Annotated in this window: 19 protein-coding genes and 2 tRNA genes; 11 read left to right on the top strand and 10 right to left on the bottom strand. The window is 46.6% G+C overall.

Features of this window, described 5'->3' with window-relative positions; genetic code table 11:
• The first annotated feature begins 33 nt into the window (after positions 1 to 33).
• The 4 genes from soxX to soxA are packed head-to-tail and all read left to right on the top strand — an operon-like array spanning position 34 to position 2,076.
• Entirely contained in the window at positions 34 to 492 is a 459-nt protein-coding gene (gene soxX, locus BOQ04_RS07805) for a sulfur oxidation c-type cytochrome SoxX (protein ID WP_143742169.1), read from the top strand.
• 19 nt (positions 493 to 511) lie between these two features.
• Positions 512 to 967, top strand: coding sequence for a SoxY-related AACIE arm protein (locus BOQ04_RS07800; protein WP_076024187.1), 456 nt, complete (start codon positions 512 to 514; stop codon positions 965 to 967).
• Complete coding sequence (gene soxZ / locus BOQ04_RS07795) at positions 964 to 1,293, top strand: thiosulfate oxidation carrier complex protein SoxZ (protein ID WP_076024186.1); 330 nt, start codon at positions 964 to 966, stop codon at positions 1,291 to 1,293. The genes BOQ04_RS07800 and soxZ overlap by 4 nt, the downstream gene beginning before the upstream one ends.
• Positions 1,294 to 2,076, top strand: coding sequence for a sulfur oxidation c-type cytochrome SoxA (soxA, locus tag BOQ04_RS07790; RefSeq protein ID WP_076024185.1), 783 nt, complete (start codon positions 1,294 to 1,296; stop codon positions 2,074 to 2,076).
• Here the strand turns inward: soxA and purU are convergent.
• From purU to BOQ04_RS07770, 4 genes are all read right to left on the bottom strand, one after another.
• Positions 2,073 to 2,927, bottom strand: coding sequence for a formyltetrahydrofolate deformylase (gene purU / locus BOQ04_RS07785; RefSeq protein WP_076024184.1), 855 nt, complete (start codon positions 2,925 to 2,927; stop codon positions 2,073 to 2,075). The two genes, soxA and purU, sit on opposite strands and share 4 nt — an antisense overlap.
• Before the next feature lie 63 nt (positions 2,928 to 2,990).
• A complete protein-coding gene (locus BOQ04_RS07780; RefSeq protein WP_143742168.1) occupies positions 2,991 to 3,437 on the bottom strand; it encodes a hypothetical protein in 447 nt (148 codons plus the stop codon).
• The gene (locus BOQ04_RS07775) at positions 3,373 to 3,783 is read right to left on the bottom strand and encodes a surface-adhesin E family protein (RefSeq protein ID WP_076024182.1); all 411 of its coding nucleotides are present in this window, start codon (positions 3,781 to 3,783) and stop codon (positions 3,373 to 3,375) included. The genes BOQ04_RS07780 and BOQ04_RS07775 overlap by 65 nt, the downstream gene beginning before the upstream one ends.
• A gap of 94 nt (positions 3,784 to 3,877) precedes the next feature.
• Positions 3,878 to 6,340 carry a penicillin acylase family protein gene (locus tag BOQ04_RS07770; RefSeq protein ID WP_076024255.1) on the bottom strand — a complete coding sequence of 821 codons (2,463 nt, stop codon included), beginning with the start codon at positions 6,338 to 6,340 and terminating at the stop codon, positions 3,878 to 3,880.
• A 107-nt stretch (positions 6,341 to 6,447) separates the two neighbouring features.
• On the opposite strand from BOQ04_RS07770, the gene BOQ04_RS07765 reads away from it, so the two are divergent.
• Positions 6,448 to 6,536: transfer RNA gene (locus BOQ04_RS07765), tRNA-Leu, on the top strand.
• Between the two features lie 26 nt (positions 6,537 to 6,562).
• The gene (locus tag BOQ04_RS07760; RefSeq protein ID WP_198929311.1) at positions 6,563 to 6,949 is read left to right on the top strand and encodes a hypothetical protein; all 387 of its coding nucleotides are present in this window, start codon (positions 6,563 to 6,565) and stop codon (positions 6,947 to 6,949) included.
• Positions 6,950 to 7,024: 75 nt separating this feature from the next.
• Here the strand turns inward: BOQ04_RS07760 and BOQ04_RS07755 are convergent, their stop codons facing one another.
• The 6 genes from BOQ04_RS07755 to BOQ04_RS07735 all read right to left on the bottom strand — a co-directional run bounded on the left by BOQ04_RS07755 (position 7,025) and on the right by BOQ04_RS07735 (position 11,217).
• Entirely contained in the window at positions 7,025 to 7,438 is a 414-nt protein-coding gene (locus BOQ04_RS07755; protein ID WP_076024181.1) for an ExbD/TolR family protein, read from the bottom strand.
• 2 nt (positions 7,439 to 7,440) lie between these two features.
• The gene (locus BOQ04_RS07750; RefSeq protein WP_076024180.1) at positions 7,441 to 8,133 is read right to left on the bottom strand and encodes a MotA/TolQ/ExbB proton channel family protein; all 693 of its coding nucleotides are present in this window, start codon (positions 8,131 to 8,133) and stop codon (positions 7,441 to 7,443) included.
• A 2-nt stretch (positions 8,134 to 8,135) separates the two neighbouring features.
• Positions 8,136 to 8,483, bottom strand: coding sequence for an energy transducer TonB (locus BOQ04_RS10855; RefSeq protein ID WP_198929310.1), 348 nt, complete (start codon positions 8,481 to 8,483; stop codon positions 8,136 to 8,138).
• A gap of 112 nt (positions 8,484 to 8,595) precedes the next feature.
• Positions 8,596 to 8,856: a hypothetical protein gene (locus tag BOQ04_RS10850; protein WP_198929309.1), complete on the bottom strand. Its 261-nt coding sequence runs from the start codon at positions 8,854 to 8,856 to the stop codon at positions 8,596 to 8,598.
• Positions 8,853 to 9,662 (bottom strand): glutamate racemase, encoded by an 810-nt coding sequence (gene murI, locus BOQ04_RS07740; RefSeq protein WP_076024179.1) that lies wholly within the window; start codon positions 9,660 to 9,662, stop codon positions 8,853 to 8,855. The genes BOQ04_RS10850 and murI overlap by 4 nt, the downstream gene beginning before the upstream one ends.
• Positions 9,663 to 9,693: 31 nt before the next feature.
• Positions 9,694 to 11,217, bottom strand: coding sequence for a fumarate hydratase (locus BOQ04_RS07735; protein WP_076024178.1), 1,524 nt, complete (start codon positions 11,215 to 11,217; stop codon positions 9,694 to 9,696).
• A 177-nt stretch (positions 11,218 to 11,394) separates the two neighbouring features.
• Between BOQ04_RS07735 and acs the strand changes: the two genes are divergently transcribed.
• The 5 genes from acs (at position 11,395) to BOQ04_RS07710 (ending at position 15,962) form a co-directional block, all read left to right on the top strand.
• Positions 11,395 to 13,356: an acetate--CoA ligase gene (gene acs, locus BOQ04_RS07730; protein WP_425338954.1), complete on the top strand. Its 1,962-nt coding sequence runs from the start codon at positions 11,395 to 11,397 to the stop codon at positions 13,354 to 13,356.
• 47 nt (positions 13,357 to 13,403) lie between these two features.
• A tRNA-Ser gene (locus tag BOQ04_RS07725) sits at positions 13,404 to 13,494 on the top strand.
• A gap of 190 nt (positions 13,495 to 13,684) precedes the next feature.
• Entirely contained in the window at positions 13,685 to 14,557 is an 873-nt protein-coding gene (locus BOQ04_RS07720) for a hypothetical protein (protein WP_076024176.1), read from the top strand.
• Positions 14,558 to 14,708: 151 nt separating this feature from the next.
• Positions 14,709 to 15,014, top strand: coding sequence for a YciI family protein (locus BOQ04_RS07715; protein WP_076024175.1), 306 nt, complete (start codon positions 14,709 to 14,711; stop codon positions 15,012 to 15,014).
• A gap of 51 nt (positions 15,015 to 15,065) precedes the next feature.
• Positions 15,066 to 15,962, top strand: coding sequence for a hypothetical protein (locus tag BOQ04_RS07710; RefSeq protein ID WP_076024174.1), 897 nt, complete (start codon positions 15,066 to 15,068; stop codon positions 15,960 to 15,962).
• Positions 15,963 to 15,971: the final 9 nt, after the last annotated feature.

Genomic DNA, 15,971 nt, shown 5'->3' with positions numbered 1-15,971 from the left:
CCTCTATATATTCAGTATCTCGAAATAGTTGTGATGAGAATGAGGCGTGTATTGGCAATTGGTTTGCTAATCGCGCCTTATTTTTTTCAAGTAGTCGCAGCTCAAGAGGTCAATACCCAGATCGTGGGAGATTCGATCTCCCATCCCCTCACTAGCGCACCTGCAGATGTTGAGCGGGGGCGAGCCATTGTGACCAGTAGGCATGTGGGATTATGTCTTTTATGCCATAACGGCCCATTTCCAGAAGAGCCTTTTCAGGGAAACCTAGCGCCTGACTTAGGCTTAAGCGTTGCCACAATGAATGCAGGTCAATTGCGGGCGCGTTTGGTGAACCCTGCCCACTTTAACCCCAATACGATCATGCCTGCGTATTACCAAACCGCTGGACTGACTCAAGTTGCACCGAAATTTGTTGGGCAGACTATTTTGAGTGCCCAAGAAATAGAAGATGTCATTGCTTTTTTAGTTACCCTGAACAATCAAACCAAATGAAAATAAAAGGATTACTCTCATGAAGATCAGTCGACGAGGCTGGTTACAAAAAGTAAGCTTACTAGCCTCGAGCTTGCTATTTAATCCAAGTCTAGTGTTTGCCAAAAAACAGGATGCGGAAAAAGCCATTGATTTAATTGTAGGATCTAATTCAGTGCAAGAAGGGCGAGTACAACTGACTATTCCCCCGCTGGTAGAGAATGGCAACCTGGTTCCTCTGAAGGTGAGCGTACAAAGCCCAATGACGCAAGATGATTATGTAAAGGCAATCTACGTGATTGCAGAAGGTAATCCCTTGCCCAATATCTTTAGTGCTTATTTATCACCACGTTCAGGCCGTGCCACCGTTTCAACTCGCGTTCGCTTGTCAGATAGTCAGCGGGTCTGGGCAATTGCGCAGATGAGTGATGGTAGTTTTTGGCGCGCTTATGCCGATACACGAGTCACTCTATCGGCTTGTACGGAGAACTTATGAGTAAAACTTCGCGTACCTCCATAACGATGCCTACTGAGGCAAAAAAAGGTGCCATCATTGAAATTCGGGCGATTGTTCAACATGACATGGAAACGGGATTTAGATACAACGAGGCTGGTAAATTAATTCCTAGGGATATCATCCGTAACTTTACGTGTACCTATAACGGGGTTGAAGTATTTAAGGCTGATCTTTACCCTGGAGTGGGTGCCAATCCATTAATTACCTTTACAACCATTGCCACTGAAACTGGTACGCTTGAATTTAAATGGACTGGCGATGATGGCTATGAAGCGCTTAATCAGACGCATCTGCAAGTGAGCTAATTGAAGCTTAAAACATTAGCCTCTCTATCTTGGATTTTGCTTTGTAGTGGCCCACTTGCAAGCTGGGCAGCTAAGAATATTCCTGGGCCTGATAGGCAATCTGGCTACAGCATGATGTCTGCGGAAATACAGGCAATGCAGGATGATCCGAGCTTGAATCCAGCTACGTTCTCGGTTGAAGATGGTCGGAGTATTTGGAGCGAGAAGGTGGGGCCTCACGATAAAGCGTGCGCCGCTTGTCATGGTCAGTCTGGAAAATCAATGCAGGGCGTAGCCACCCAATTTCCTAAAGTGATGCATGGAAAATTGCAGACATTAGAGGGTCAAATCAACCAATGCCGCATATCGCATCAAGACTTACCGCCCTTTGAGTATGAGAGCAAAGAGTTGCTTGCCCTGACCGCTTTTGTGGCTACCCAATCCAAAGGTATGCCAATTCGCATTCAGTTGAATAAATCAAATCAGGCCGATTTTGATGCTGGCAAGCTTTGGTTTTATCAGCGCATGGGGCAGCTCAATTTATCGTGCGCGCAGTGTCATGAAGACAGGGCTGGATTAAAGCTGGGGGGTAGCGTGATTCCCCAGGCCCATCCAACGGCTTATCCAATCTATCGTTTGGAGTGGCAGAGTCTGGGTTCTTTAGAGAGACGATTGCGGAACTGCATGAGTGGCGTACGGGCAAAACCATTTGAATATGGCTCGCAAGAAATGGCGCAGCTTGAACTTTATTTAATGTGGCGCGCTAGAGGGATGCCCCTGGAGACTCCAGGGGTGAGGCCTTAATCCGAGAAAACGACTGAAGTAGCGCCATTAATCAATACACGATCATGTAGGTAATAACGCAAGGCGCGCGACAGAACAGTGCGCTCTAAATCACGACCTTTGCGCACCAAATCATCCGGTGTATCACCATGGGTAACGCGAGTGACATCTTGTTCGATAATCGGACCCTCATCTAGATCGCTCGTAACAAAATGAGCAGTGGCACCGATAAGCTTAATCCCGCGAGCATGTGCCTGATGATATGGTTTAGCGCCCTTAAAGCTAGGCAAGAAGGAGTGATGGACATTGATGCAGCGTCCCGATAGCTTGGTAGATAGATCATCAGACAGAATCTGCATGTAGCGAGCCAAAATCACCATATCTGCTTTCGATTGAGCAATGATCTCGAGCAACTTCGCTTCTTGAGCAGGTTTGGTTTCTGGAGTTACGGGCAAATGATAAAAGGGGATATCAGCAAAATCGATGCTCGCGTATACCTCGCGTGGGTGATTGGACACAATGCCACAAATAATCATAGGCAACTCACCAATGCGCCAACGATAAAGTAGATCAACCAAGCAGTGATCCAGTTTGGAGGCCATAATGACAACGCGCTTGAGATCCTTAACGGCACGTAATTGCCAGGTTAACTCGAAGCGTTTAGCGATTTCTACAAAACCCTCCCGTAAGGTTTGTGCGCTCACGCCGCAGCTAAAGCTAACCCGCATAAAAAAGCGTTTAGACGCTTTATCGTCAAATTGCTGAGCCTCTTCAATATCGCCGCCCGCTTGATAAATATAAGTGGATACCGCAGCCACTATTCCAGGGCGGTTAGGGCAGGTTAGCGTGAGGTAGTAATTTTCGATAGTCATAGGATAAAAGCTCAGTTTTACTAATAAGGTTCAATTTTAGACTGTCGTGGGCGGACCTTGCCTTTACTTAGGCTCAATCTTGTAATCAGGGGCATCTGCAGGTCCCAAATAGAGCTCGCTCTTGTCGGTAATCGAAGGCATCAAGATGTCCTGACAAATTGGCTGAGAGCTTAGGACGTTAAAAAAACTGCAATCCTTTTTAGTGGCTGCTGAGGTGGCATGCTCCAGGGGGGATTTTCCGGTTGCAGCAGTTGTCGCCAGGCTAGCTGCTGTAGCGGGGTATGCGGCTGCAGCCGAGCCTACGGCAGTACCGGCTGAACTGACGGCAGCAGTTCCGCTGGTCCCCAGGGCTGCAATCGGTGCAAAACAGCCATTTAAAAAGAAACTGCCAGAGAAAAGCAAAAGCCAAGCCCGTAAGCTTGGCTTTTCTATTGAAAGGGGGCTGTTATTTCTTGGGGCAGACAACGTTAAATACTCCAGCCGTCCAGGAACCGTTGGGGACTGGTTCAAAAGGACTGTCCGGTATTTTGTTATCACTTACAACCTTGCCTTTGCCTTTATTGCCAGCAAATTCTTTAAATTCGATTGGGCGATATGTGGCATTGCTGCAGTCATATTGGTTCAGGCCGACTAAGGAATTAACTGCCTCTTTAGTTTCGGGATTCTTGCCTGGTGTTTTTAAATCCAACATCGACATGACCTGTGCCTTATTTCCTTCTGCGGTTGCTGTATCCATATCAACATAGACTGTCATCGCATCATTAGTGCCAAGTTCTTGCCACTTAGCAAAACTATTAGCTGTAGGGATGAGGCAAAGTGAACTGGTAATGAGGGAAATTGTGAGAAATTTTTTCATGGGGCTTCTTATCAATCTAAATAAATGTTGTGTCACTTAAATGCATCCGAAAGCAAAGGCTTCTAGTGTCTATTCTAAACGCCATTTTTGGACCTCACTTGGGGTTAAGCTCCAATTTGCGGCTGATGGTTTCAGGCTTCATTTGTAAGGGTAGGTATTCATTATTGGCCCAAAGTGGGCTCATATTTCGGTAAAGCTTACTTTGCACCCAGCCGGACTGTCCAGATTGATAAATGAAAACGGAGTTTTCTAGATTGGATAAGTCGTAGATGGTTCGCAGGCTTGGCGCTTGTTTTGTCTCATAGGGATTTTCCGCCTTTAAATGCTCAAGGCGTCCAACATTAATCGTAAAACCATCCCCGGGAAAGGGTTGGTAAAGGTTAAAGAAAGCTCCCAGAAAAGGTATTTTGCTAAATGGCCGATGCTCTGATAAGGCAATATGGGCTTTGCCCCACTCCCAATTTTTAGGCTTATCGCCAAACTGCTCACTTAATTGGGCAAGTGCTAGGTCATATGCTTGATTGGAGGCGTCTAGGCAGCTCTCAATTTTTTCTGTGTTTGGGTTGTCGCACCAGGGACTATTTGGGTTTTGAATTAATCTAGTCAAAGGGATAGTGAAATTACGAGGCCCGTAGTTTTCTGTAAACAGATAACCCAAGCGCGAGAAAAGTAATTGAGTTAGTTGATCTTCCCAGGCATTAAAGATTAAGGCTGCCTGGCTATCCATCTTCATATTGCCATCAAAATTGGCAGTGATCTCCCTTACTTGAGGCCCGAGTTGATGAGTCGGCGTACTGGCTTTAAATAGATCCATCAAAGGCATCACCCCTAGAGATAGGGTGTCGGCTTGCATCTTTTTCATGAATGCAAAATCATGTACTGATTTTGATTTAATCAGCTGCACAATCCGATCATAACGAGCGGGAGATTCCCAGTCTCCAGTCAGTGGATTGGGGTCGTTATCAGCAACGATCTTTTGGTTGGCCGTAGCCAGCCACCCTTGTTCGGGATTGGTGCTTGATGGTAGCTGCTCAAAGGGGATATAGGCAGTCCAGTCATATTGCTTGTCCCAGCCTGGGGCAGGGGCCACACCATAAAGACCTTGATGTAAAACTCGTTTAGGCGCAACACCTGCAGCCTGATAAAGAATATTACCTTCGCTATCAGCCATGACTACGTTTTGCATGGGGGCATAGTTTTTGCGTAAAGCTTTCTTAAAAGATTCCGTATCGTTGGCTTGATTCATTTCAAGCAAACCCACAATCGATTGATTCTGAACATCCACTGCCGTCCAGCGTAAGGCTAGAGCAAAATGTTCGGTATCAATTGCTCGATGGGCTCGTGCATAAGCATCTGAGATCACTGGGCCATGACGGGTTTCTTTAACCAAAAAACGTAAGGATGGAGCCCCTTTAATATCAATGGTCTCTTGACGAACTTGAAATGGGAGGGGACCATCTGGGCCGCGATACATTCCTGGGTGTTTCGGATCAAGCTGCTCAATATATAAATCCTGAACATCTGGTCCTGTATTGGTAAAGCTCCAAGCCAGCTTATCTGTATGACCAAGAATGATTGCCGGAACTCCAGGCAAGCTTGCCCCAATCACATTGAGGCCAGGTGCCTCCAAGTGGGCCATATACCATGCGGCTGGAACAGAGAGTCCTAGATGAGGGTCGTTGGCCAATAGGGGTTTTCCGCTCTCAGTTAGCTTTCCTGCAATCGCCCAATTGTTTGAGCCAAGGCCGTCCTTGCCACCGGGGGCGTCAAAGTTGGCCAACTCAGTGGAGGGGAGCTTCTTTTTAAAGCTACTTTCTGTTGGACCAGGATTGGGGTTAAAGACGCCCAGATCGCGATACATTTTTGAAAAATCGACATTGCTGACGGGATCGTCTTGGGTGTATGGCTCAACTACTTCCCAAACTTGTTTAGTGCTTAGAAATTGCGAAAGCTCGAGGCGTTGCAATTCTTTATGCCAATTGCCCCCTAAGTCGAAGGCCATCATCAACATCCAGGCAACACTATCGCTAGCGGACCAATACCCTGGTTTTGAACCCGTCAGCAGATATTCCACTGGAAGCGCCCAACCCAATTGCGCATTACCGGCATTGACGCCATCTGCATATGCTTGTAATAAGCGCTTTGTTCTAACAGGGTAGCGATCAAACTGTTTTTCGGCTGCGTGCTTGATGCCAAGGGTGCGAATAAAGCGATCAATGGGAACGGTATCTTTACCAAGAATTTCGGAGAGACGGCCGCTTGCTAGGCGTCGATTGATCTCCATTTGCCATGAGCGTTCGGTTGCATGTACATAGCCCAAGGCAAAAATAGCATCTGTAGCAGAATTTGCTTTGATATGAGGCACATCGCTGGCATCAAAGCTAATAACAACTGAGTCTCCCAAGGTTTTAATCGTGCGCTTGCCTGATGCGTTTGATTGGGCTGAATATAGGTAAAAAAGAGCTCCAGCAATGGCAATACCTAGTCCACCCAAACAAATCCAAAGAATAGCCGGCAGGACTTTCTTCATGAAGGGCAGGCGTATTGGAAATTTCATGGAGGCTAGTTTAGCGGTTTTGGAGCTGTTCAAGGCCATCATGCAGCTTGCGTGCTAAAATTTTGCTTGTCTTGATTTAAATAGCGCGGCAGTTACTGTTTGTGCGGGCCCGAGTGGTGAAATCGGTAGACACAGCAGATTTAAAATCTGCCGACTCAAAAAAGTCGTGCCGGTTCGATTCCGGCCTCGGGCACCAATCGATTGTTTTTATTCACCATCAAGATGTTGATAAAACGCTCATACCTCCCTCTTTGTTTATTTTTCGCTCTGCCGCCTTTGCTGGCTCAGGGTGCTGAACCGCTTCAGTTTGATTGCCATCGTACTGAGCGTGGCTATTCTGAAGATTACGTTCTAGTCGTTGTGCCAGCGTCCAAGACGCAGTTAAAGCCTAAAGTGTATGTAGATGGTCGCGACTTAGATCAATCCGATGCTGGGGGTCATCAAGAGGTCAAAAGTGTAGTAGTTACTTCGCCTTCGATTCTCATCGCAATTGATGCGAAATTTGATCCAGAAACAGTGGAAGGAGTGTTTTATTCCGCTGGAACTGCAGCGACTCAAATCACCCTTAATCGCACTAATGGAGTGCTTAAAAAAAATAGAGACGATTAAAGGCGGAATATTGGGTGCCACGGTAGGTGAGGGCACCAAGACTTACGAAGAAAAGTGCTCACCTAGCAAGCTCAATTAATCCGGTTCAGTTACAAACCCCAGTTTGGTTAATCCGGCTCTGCGTGATGCTGCTAGTACTTTGGCAACATATTCATACTTGACGGATTTATCAGCGCGTAGATTGATTTCTGGTTGCGGATCCTTTTTGGCAGCCTCTTCTGCATCTTTATCAAAGGTGGCTAAATCAATCGCGGTGCTATTCCAGTAAATCTGCCCCTTGGCATCAATCGATAGCTGTACTGACTCCGGTTTGACCTCATTGCGCACACTATTGGCTTTGGGTAACTCCACCTTCACAGCCTGTTGAATGACGGGCAGGGTAATCATGAAAATGATTAGGAGAACCAACATGACGTCGACCATCGGCGTCATGTTGATTTCAGCCATGATGCTGTCTTGGGTCGAATCGTCTTGAATATGAAATGACATATTTATTCTCCGGACTGAACGCGGGCACCAGTTACAAAGTAGGCTAATAAATCATTGCCAAAGCGATTAAGATCAGCAACCAATAATTTATTGGCACGGTTTAGGGCGTTAAAGCCGAGTACTGCAGGAATAGCTACTGCTAAGCCTAACGCAGTCATGATGAGTGCTTCACCAATCGGACCGGCAACTTGATCAATCTGGGCGCTGCCTGAGCTGCTGATAGAGATCAGCGCATGGTAGATACCCCATACGGTTCCAAATAAGCCAATAAATGGAGCGGTTGCTCCGGTAGACCCCAAGAAGGTCAACCCTTTTTGTAATTTAGCTGCAACCCCGTCAATACTATTCTTTAAGCTTCTCGCCATCCACTCTGAATAGTTTAGGGTTTGCAATAGCTCTCGATGATTGGTTGCTTGACTCTGATGATGGGCGGACGCTGTGGCTGCTGATTTAGCGATTTGATAATAGGGATTGCCGGCATGATCGCTAAATACGTTGAGACCCTGATCATATGAAGTAGCGCGCCAGAATTGATCTAGTTGTGGGCTTAATTTGCGTAGGTTGCGTAGATCCCAGAAGCGACTGAGCAAAATCACCCAAGTAATGATGGAGCAAGTTAATAATGCCAAGGCAACAAAGCGAGTAATAAAGTCGCCTTCAAGCCATAAATTGGCTATACCAAATGGTGTGTTCATGATTAATTGTTCTTTAAGTTAAATTTAATTAAAAGGTTGGTTGAAATTCGGTTTGCTGAGCCATTTACTACAAAAGGTTTAAAGCGATAACGTTGCCCAATTTCCATGGCAGCACGATCTAATCTGGGGTAATTGCTCGACCTCAATAAGGCAACGTCTTCTACGTTGCCGGCTTGATCAATGATGAGTCTGACCACCACTTCACCTTGTTCGCCTGAGCGTTTTGAGAAAGAGGGGTAGTACGCATCCGCATCTGGTTGGTAGACCACGATCAATTTACCGATATCCGTTTGAATAGGTGTGCCACTTGAACCACCGCTACTTGCTGGGGCGACTGCAGCATTTGGCATGGGGGTGCTACTGCTTGATTGTTGGCTCTGTTGTGCAGGAGCTTTTTGACTGGGCTGCTGATTCTTTTCAGTGGGTTGTTGCTCTACCTTCTTCTGTTCTTGCTTTTTGGGCTCAGGTCTTTTTTTGTTCTTCTTGTTTTGGTTTGGGTGGTGGTGCTGCAGGCGGCTGTTGTTGTTGAGCCGATTTGGCAGCATCTGGGCTAACTAAGTTAGCCATTACACGCTCATCATCGGGTTTGGGTGCAGATGGGTTCCAATGCAGTAGCTCAATGATGGCAGGCAGTGCATGGAGCAACACCACAATGGCAATAATGATCCGCTCAGTTTTAGAAAACGGCAGGGATGCGTCAAGACGATGAATGAGATTACTCATTCAAGATCTCGCAATAATTTCGCATCAATGGCATGTGCGTTTAAATCACTACGCATCAATTCTTTAGCCATTTTTAGTAAGGTCTTTTCATCTTTGCTGCTTAAAAAAGTAATCGAACCTGCTTTTACGATTTGATCTTTTTTTTCTGGATTGTTGAGTTGGCGTTTTAGTTGACGAACAACGGCTTCACTAGTGTCTATTAGTGTAATAGATTCACCCAAAATTTGATGAATCGCCTTATTGAGGAAGGGGTAGTGGGTACAGCCCAAGACCAGGGTATCAGCTCCCGCTCTCTGTATCGGCTCTAGGTGCTTAGCCAAGAGGGCCAGGGTCTCGTCCGCATTGGCCTGGCCTGCCTCGATCAAAGGAACTAGACCAGCACCAGCCTGCTTGATTACAGTGCAGTTTGGTGAGATTGCATGCAATAGGGCATTGAACTTATCGCTATTAAGGGTTGCTTCAGTAGCCAACACCCCTAAAACACCATTTTGGGATTGCATGACAGCCGGCTTGATCCCTGGTTCTACTCCCACGATGGGGATGGTGTCCAGTTCGATCCGTATTTGCGCAATTGCTTCTGCTGTGGCGGTATTGCAGGCCACCACGATGGCATCGCATCCTTGTGAAGCCAGATAGGTGCATAAGGCAAGGCTGCGACTGGCAATCCATGCACCTGATCTCTCTCCGTAAGGCGCATGAGCAGAGTCGGCTAAATAAATAAAGTCGTGCTCAGGGAGCTGACGCAGAGCTTCATCCAAAATGGATAAGCCTCCAACGCCAGAATCAAAAACTCCGATGAGTGCCAAGTATTAAGCCGGTAAGAGGGTCGTTAAACGTTTAAGCAATGTGGACTGGAATATTGCCAATCTTTGCTTGCCATTCTTTTGGGCCTGTATCGTGCATTGAGACGCCTGTTGAGCTGACAGCAACCGTCACTGGCATATCTTTCACATCAAACTCATAGATCGCTTCCATGCCAAGATCAGCAAAACCAACTACTTTTGCGGATTGGATGGCTTTGGATACGAGGTAAGCAGCGCCTCCTACCGCCATTAAATAGGCGGATTTGTGCTTCTTGATGGCTTCGATGGCCACTGGACCGCGTTCGGCCTTGCCAATCATGGAGATTAAGCCGGTTTTAGCAAGCATCATTTCAGTGAACTTGTCCATTCTTGTAGCGGTGGTCGGGCCTGCAGGTCCTACGACCTCATTGCCAACTGGGTCAACTGGACCGACGTAGTAGATCACGCGGTTTTTAAAGCTTACCGGTAGTTCTTCACCTTTTGCCTGCATATCTTGGATGCGTTTATGCGCAGCATCACGACCAGTCAAAATTTTGCCATTGAGCAAGAGGGTTTCGCCTTCCTTCCAGCCCGCTACTTCTTCGGCAGTTAAGGTATCCAAATTAACGCGTTTGGATTTTTTAGTATCTGGTGTCCAAGTCACATCCGGCCAGTCTGAGAGAGAAGGGATTTCTAATTTGGCAGGACCATCACCATGTAAGTGGAAGTGGACATGACGCGTGGCTGCGCAGTTTGGAATCATCGCCACTGGCAATGATGCTGCATGGGTTGGGTAGTCCATGATTTTGATATCGAGAACAGTCGTTAGACCGCCTAAACCTTGGGCGCCAATACCGAGTTTGTTGACCTTGTCGTAAATCTCCAGGCGTAATTCTTCGATGCGGTTTTGTGGACCACGAGCAATGAGTTCCTGAATATCTACGGGACCCATTAAAGACTCTTTGGCCATGAGCATGGCTTTTTCCGGGGTGCCGCCAATACCTATACCAAGAATTCCAGGGGGGCACCAACCAGCACCCATCGTAGGCACCGTTTTTAATACCCAATCGACGATCGAATCCGATGGGTTGAGCATCGTCATCTTGGCCTTGTTTTCAGAGCCGCCACCTTTGGCCGCGCAAATCACTTCAACATCATCACCAGGAACGATTTCATAATGAATGACTGCTGGGGTGTTATCGCCCGTATTTTTGCGTTTACCAGCGGGATCACTCAGAACTGAGGCGCGCAACATATTATCGGGATTGAGATAGGCGCGTCGTACACCTTCATTCACCATGTCGCTCACACTCATGGTTGCGTCTGGCCACTGTACATTCATGCCAATTTTTAAAAAGACAACTGCAATACCGGTGTCCTGGCAAAGTGGGCGGTGGCCTTCTGCGCACATTCGACTATTTGTCAGAATTTGGGCGATCGCATCCTTCGCAGCCGGTCCTTGCTCCTGCTCATAAGCCTTACCCATTGCAGAAATAAAGTCCTTGGGATGGTAGTAAGAGATAAATTGGAAGGCATCTGCAACACTTTGAATGAGGTCGTTTTGTTTGATATTTGTCATGGTTTGGACTTTATTAGTAAAGGTTTCCCCTATTTTAAGGGTTTGCCATAGAGCAAATCCCCAGTGTTTTCACTTATCTTCATAACTCTTGAGGGAGCAATCTCGCTATTCTGCTGCAATTTTGCAGAAATAGACCACTGATTATTAGAAAGAGGGCTGTATAGCATGGAACCATCAATGCAAGAAAATCGCGTTTTTAACCCACCGGCAGACTTTGTAAAAAATGCCGCAATTCCCGGCATGGAAGCCTATAAGCAACTTTGCGCCGAAGCTGAAAGAGATTTTGATGGGTTTTGGGGGCGTCTTGCACGTGAAAATATCTACTGGAAAAAGCCATTTACGCAGGTCTTAGATGAATCCAAGGCGCCTTTCTATAAATGGTTTGAAGACGGCACCACTAATGCCTCTTATAACTGTTTAGATCGCAATATTGAAAAAGGCCTTGGATCTAAAACCGCAATTATTTTCGAGGCGGATGATGGTGCCGTTACCAAAGTAAGCTATCAAGAGATGCATGATCGCGTTTGCAAAATGGCAAACGCGCTTCGCAAGATGGGTATCCAGTCTGGCGACCGCGTCATTATTTATATGGCGATGACAATTGAAGGAATTGTTGCCATGCAGGCATGTGCGCGGATCGGTGCCATTCATTCGGTAGTGTTTGGTGGCTTCTCAGCTCAAGCATTGCGCGATCGCATTATCGATGTTGGGGCAGTAGCAGTGATTACTGCAGATGGACAGTTCCGCGGCGGTAAATCATTGCCCTTGAAGGCTATCTGTGATGAAGCCCTCTCAACCGGTGAGTGCGGCAATGTCAAGCATGTCATCGTCAGCAAGCGCACTGGCACTGAGGTTTCCATGACGGCCGGTCGCGATGTATGGATGCAAGAAATTGTTGCTAATGAAGCAACTACTTGTGAACCTGAGTGGGTGAGCGCTGAGCATCCTTTATTTATTCTTTACACCTCTGGCTCAACAGGTAAGCCAAAGGGCGTGCAGCACTCCACCGGCGGTTATCTGCTGTGGGCTATTTTGACAATGAAGTGGACCTTTGATATCAAGCCAGAGGATGTGTTCTGGTGTACAGCGGATATCGGTTGGGTAACTGGCCACTCTTATATTACTTATGGCCCCTTGGCTGTTGGCGCTACTGAGATTGTTTTTGAGGGTGTGCCAACCTATCCAAACGCAGGTCGTTTCTGGGACATGATCCAAAAACACAAAGCAACGATCTTCTATACAGCGCCAACGGCGATTCGTTCTTTGATCAAAGCGTCTAGTAATGATGAGTCTGTTCATCCGAAAAGCTATGATTTATCTTCCTTGCGACTCTTGGGTTCAGTAGGTGAGCCAATCAACCCTGAGGCCTGGATGTGGTATTACGAAAACGTGGGAGGCTCTCACTGCCCCATTGCAGATACCTTCTGGCAAACGGAAACAGGTGGCCATATGATTTCTCCATTGCCTGGTGCAACGCCGATGATTCCTGGTTCATGCACATTGCCATTGCCTGGCATTATGGCGGCGATCGTCGATGAGGCAGGGCATGATGTGCCAAATGGTAATGGCGGTATTTTGGTTGTGAAGCGACCATGGCCTTCCATGATTCGTACGATTTGGAATGATCCGGATCGTTTCGTCAAATCGTATTTCCCGGAAGAATTGGGCGGCAACCTATATCTTGCAGGGGATGGCGCAATTCGGAATAAAGATACTGGTTACTTCACCATCACAGGCCGAATCGATGATGTCTTAAACGTTTCTGGTCACCGCATGGGAACCATGGAAATTGAATCTTGCTTGGTTGCCAATCCTTTGGTTGCTGAGGCGGCGGTAGTAGGGCGCCCAGATGACATGACGGGTGAAGCGATTTGCGTCTTTGTGGTCCTGAAGGGCGGTCGCCCCACTGGTGATGAAGCCAAGAAAATTGCTACTGAGTTGCGTAACTGGGTTGGTAAAGAGATTGGACCGATTGCCAAGCCTAAGGATGTGCGTTTTGGGGATAACCTACCCAAAACCCGCTCTGGAAAGATTATGCGTCGCCTCTTGCGCGTCATCGCTAAAGGCGAGGAGGTTACACAAGACACTTCCACTCTTGAAAATCCAGCGATTTTGGATCAATTGAAAGAGGCGTTGTAAGCATTTACGCTGCCACTCTCCGTTAACCGTATAATCATGGTCTTCACGGAAGGGTGGATGAGCGGTTTAAGTCACACGCCTGGAAAGCGTGCGTAGGTTAATAGCCTACCGCGGGTTCGAATCCCGCCTCTTCCGCCAAGTATCAAGAAAGCCACCTTCGGGTGGTTTTTTCTTTCGCTCACATACTCTGTCGTTAATGATTTAGATTCTTTTAGTTCAATAACTGTGCGCTCTAGCGATCATAAGGATGTAGAATGGCCCGCATAACTTTGAGCTGTCTTTGTATTTCGCTAAGACTACCGCCCTAGATTTCTATCACGGGGCTCAAATGATTCCATTTAAAGCATTACCTATAGCATCTTGCTTGCTTGCAATTGCTAGCTATTCCGCTTTAGCAAATGCGCAACCAGTTTTAACTTCTCTAGTTCCGGAATCGGGGGCTTATATTGGCCTGGGTTTTGATGCAAACTCCACGCAATTTAATGGCCAGCAACTCCAGGCAACAGGCATTTCAGTGGCGACTCCTCCTGGATCTGTTGGAACTGCTGGAGGGCCTCCTGTTGGTATTGCTATGAGCAATACCAACGCAATTGCCCCGGTTATTCAAGCCGGCTATTTTCAGAAGTTTAAAGATTCAAGCTATTTGTGGGGTGCAAAATTTTCATATAGCTACATGGGGGGCTCTAGCTCTACCACTGGCCCAATTCTTATTCCTCAGTTTGGTACATACCCAAATGGAACCACATTTACGGGCAATGCTGTAGCTAGCTCTTATCAAAAAACTATCCAAAATCAAATTTCCTTTATTCCTTACTTTGGACAGTCTTTTGAGAGAAGCACCATTTACTTTGGTGTTGGTCCTACGATTTCGCAATCCAACACAAAGATCAATAACTTGGTTGGATTTGCTGATATCCGCGGTGTTCCACAGACTAATGTGTCAGGGGCCCCTCAAACCTTTTCGCAATCTCAATGGGTTTATGGTGGTGCAGCGATTCTTGGTGGCACTTATTTCCTTGATCAAACTTGGTTCTTAGACTTTAGTTATAAATATGCGATGACCCAAAATAAAACATCTAATTACTATTCAACCTTTAATAATCCCGGAACGCCTTATAGTTATAGCGGCTCCTTAATTGGTAGTAGTACCGGTACGGCCACCACCCAAAGCCTTGGGATCACGATTAATAAGCTGTTTTGATAGGCTAAAGACTGAGTGCAAAAAGGCTGCTGAACCTCGCATCCCTCCACCTTGCCTTAAGAAAACCACCTGCGGGTGGTTTTTTCTTTATGACTTCCCGTAATATCTCGGTATTAACAAAAAACAAAATCAATCAAAAAATGGAGAAAAAATGATCTATGCAATTTTGTTGATGGACAAACCTGGTACAGCAGATTTACGGATTCAAATTCGCCCAGAGCATCGCGCTTATTTGGCTCAAATTTCTGATCGCATGGCTTTTGCTGGGCCCCTCACTTCAGAAGATGGCAAAACTACGCTCGGCAGTTTGATTGCGATTGATTTTCCAAGTAGGGCAGATGTTGATGCTTGGTTAAAGGATGAGCCTTACACTAAGGCTGGTGTTTATGAAAAGCCAATCATTCATGTTTTTAATAATATGTGGGAGCAAAAGGCAGGTTTTCCGCCAGCATCCTGATCTTTTTTTCGTCTAAGGTATTCACCTCTCAATTAATGCAGGCCGATTTGTATGAAGAAAACGTTCCCCAAGCTTTTTATCACCTTGTTCTTTGCTATCGCAATGAAAGGCGCATTGGCTCAACAGGTCTCTGTACAGGCTCAAAGTGCTGAAACTCCTAAAGCTAATAGTTTGGCCCCCATGCCTACTTCAAATGGCAAGCTGACTTTGGATCCGAATAGTGCTGAGAGTAAGGCTGAAATTGCGAAACAATTAGCCAACCCTTTGGCCAATATGATTTCAATGCCCACTCAGTGGGAGTTCAGTCGTGGCATGGGCAAGAACCAAGCGGGTTCGGATCAAACGCTGCTGCTTCAGCCAGTTGCACCTTTTAGCCTTAGCGGTGGCGATATATTTCTTGTGCGCCCCATCATTGCGAGCACTCGTTTAGTCAATGTAGATGGCAATTCAGGCTATGGCGTTTCTGGTGTGACGATTGAATCCTTCTATGCCCCTAATACCGGCTCATCTTGGATTTGGGGTGTTGGACCCTATGCTTCTTCTCCTTCTGGCAATAGTGGTCTATATGGCACTCAGCAAACAGGTGCCGGGGTCACGGCGGTTGTGCTTAATCGTGATGGTGGATTTACTTATGGCTTGCTTGGGTTTCAGTCTTGGAATGTGGGCGGCAATCCAAGCTTTGGAACTCAAAATAACCTATTCGGCCAACCCTTTTTGGTTTATACCAATAGGGAGGCTTGGTCATTTGGCGCAAATATGCAGGCCAATTACAACTATGACGCTCGCAGAACAACAAATCCTTTGAATCTCACAGTAGGTAAGCTCGAGGTATTTGATGGTGTTCCCGTTTCGTTCAGTGCAGGTCCAATCTATTACCTTAGTAACACCCCTGGCGGTCCATCAGGCTGGGGTGCAAGAGCAACTCTCACAATGGTGTTTTTGAAGTAAGGCCGAGTT

It is taken from the genome of Polynucleobacter sphagniphilus, assembly GCF_001953355.1.
Lineage (GTDB): Bacteria > Pseudomonadota > Gammaproteobacteria > Burkholderiales > Burkholderiaceae > Polynucleobacter > Polynucleobacter sphagniphilus.
The sequence above is the reverse complement of the archived record's forward strand: the minus strand, read 5'-3'. Positions and strand labels throughout refer to the sequence as shown.

Coding starts and splice junctions, on each gene's coding strand:
- soxX (WP_143742169.1), top strand. CDS start 34: ATGAGAATGAGGCGTGTATTGGCAATTGGTTTGCTAATCGCGCCTTAT.
- BOQ04_RS07800 (WP_076024187.1), top strand. CDS start 512: ATGAAGATCAGTCGACGAGGCTGGTTACAAAAAGTAAGCTTACTAGCC.
- soxZ (WP_076024186.1), top strand. CDS start 964: ATGAGTAAAACTTCGCGTACCTCCATAACGATGCCTACTGAGGCAAAA.
- purU (WP_076024184.1), bottom strand. CDS start 2,927: ATGACTATCGAAAATTACTACCTCACGCTAACCTGCCCTAACCGCCCT.
- BOQ04_RS07775 (WP_076024182.1), bottom strand. CDS start 3,783: ATGAAAAAATTTCTCACAATTTCCCTCATTACCAGTTCACTTTGCCTC.
- BOQ04_RS07770 (WP_076024255.1), bottom strand. CDS start 6,340: ATGAAATTTCCAATACGCCTGCCCTTCATGAAGAAAGTCCTGCCGGCT.
- BOQ04_RS07760 (WP_198929311.1), top strand. CDS start 6,563: ATGTTGATAAAACGCTCATACCTCCCTCTTTGTTTATTTTTCGCTCTG.
- BOQ04_RS07755 (WP_076024181.1), bottom strand. CDS start 7,438: ATGTCATTTCATATTCAAGACGATTCGACCCAAGACAGCATCATGGCT.
- BOQ04_RS07750 (WP_076024180.1), bottom strand. CDS start 8,133: ATGAACACACCATTTGGTATAGCCAATTTATGGCTTGAAGGCGACTTT.
- BOQ04_RS10855 (WP_198929310.1), bottom strand. CDS start 8,483: ATGCCAAATGCTGCAGTCGCCCCAGCAAGTAGCGGTGGTTCAAGTGGC.
- BOQ04_RS10850 (WP_198929309.1), bottom strand. CDS start 8,856: ATGAGTAATCTCATTCATCGTCTTGACGCATCCCTGCCGTTTTCTAAA.
- BOQ04_RS07735 (WP_076024178.1), bottom strand. CDS start 11,217: ATGACAAATATCAAACAAAACGACCTCATTCAAAGTGTTGCAGATGCC.
- acs (WP_425338954.1), top strand. CDS start 11,395: ATGCAAGAAAATCGCGTTTTTAACCCACCGGCAGACTTTGTAAAAAAT.
- BOQ04_RS07720 (WP_076024176.1), top strand. CDS start 13,685: ATGATTCCATTTAAAGCATTACCTATAGCATCTTGCTTGCTTGCAATT.
- BOQ04_RS07715 (WP_076024175.1), top strand. CDS start 14,709: ATGATCTATGCAATTTTGTTGATGGACAAACCTGGTACAGCAGATTTA.
- BOQ04_RS07710 (WP_076024174.1), top strand. CDS start 15,066: ATGAAGAAAACGTTCCCCAAGCTTTTTATCACCTTGTTCTTTGCTATC.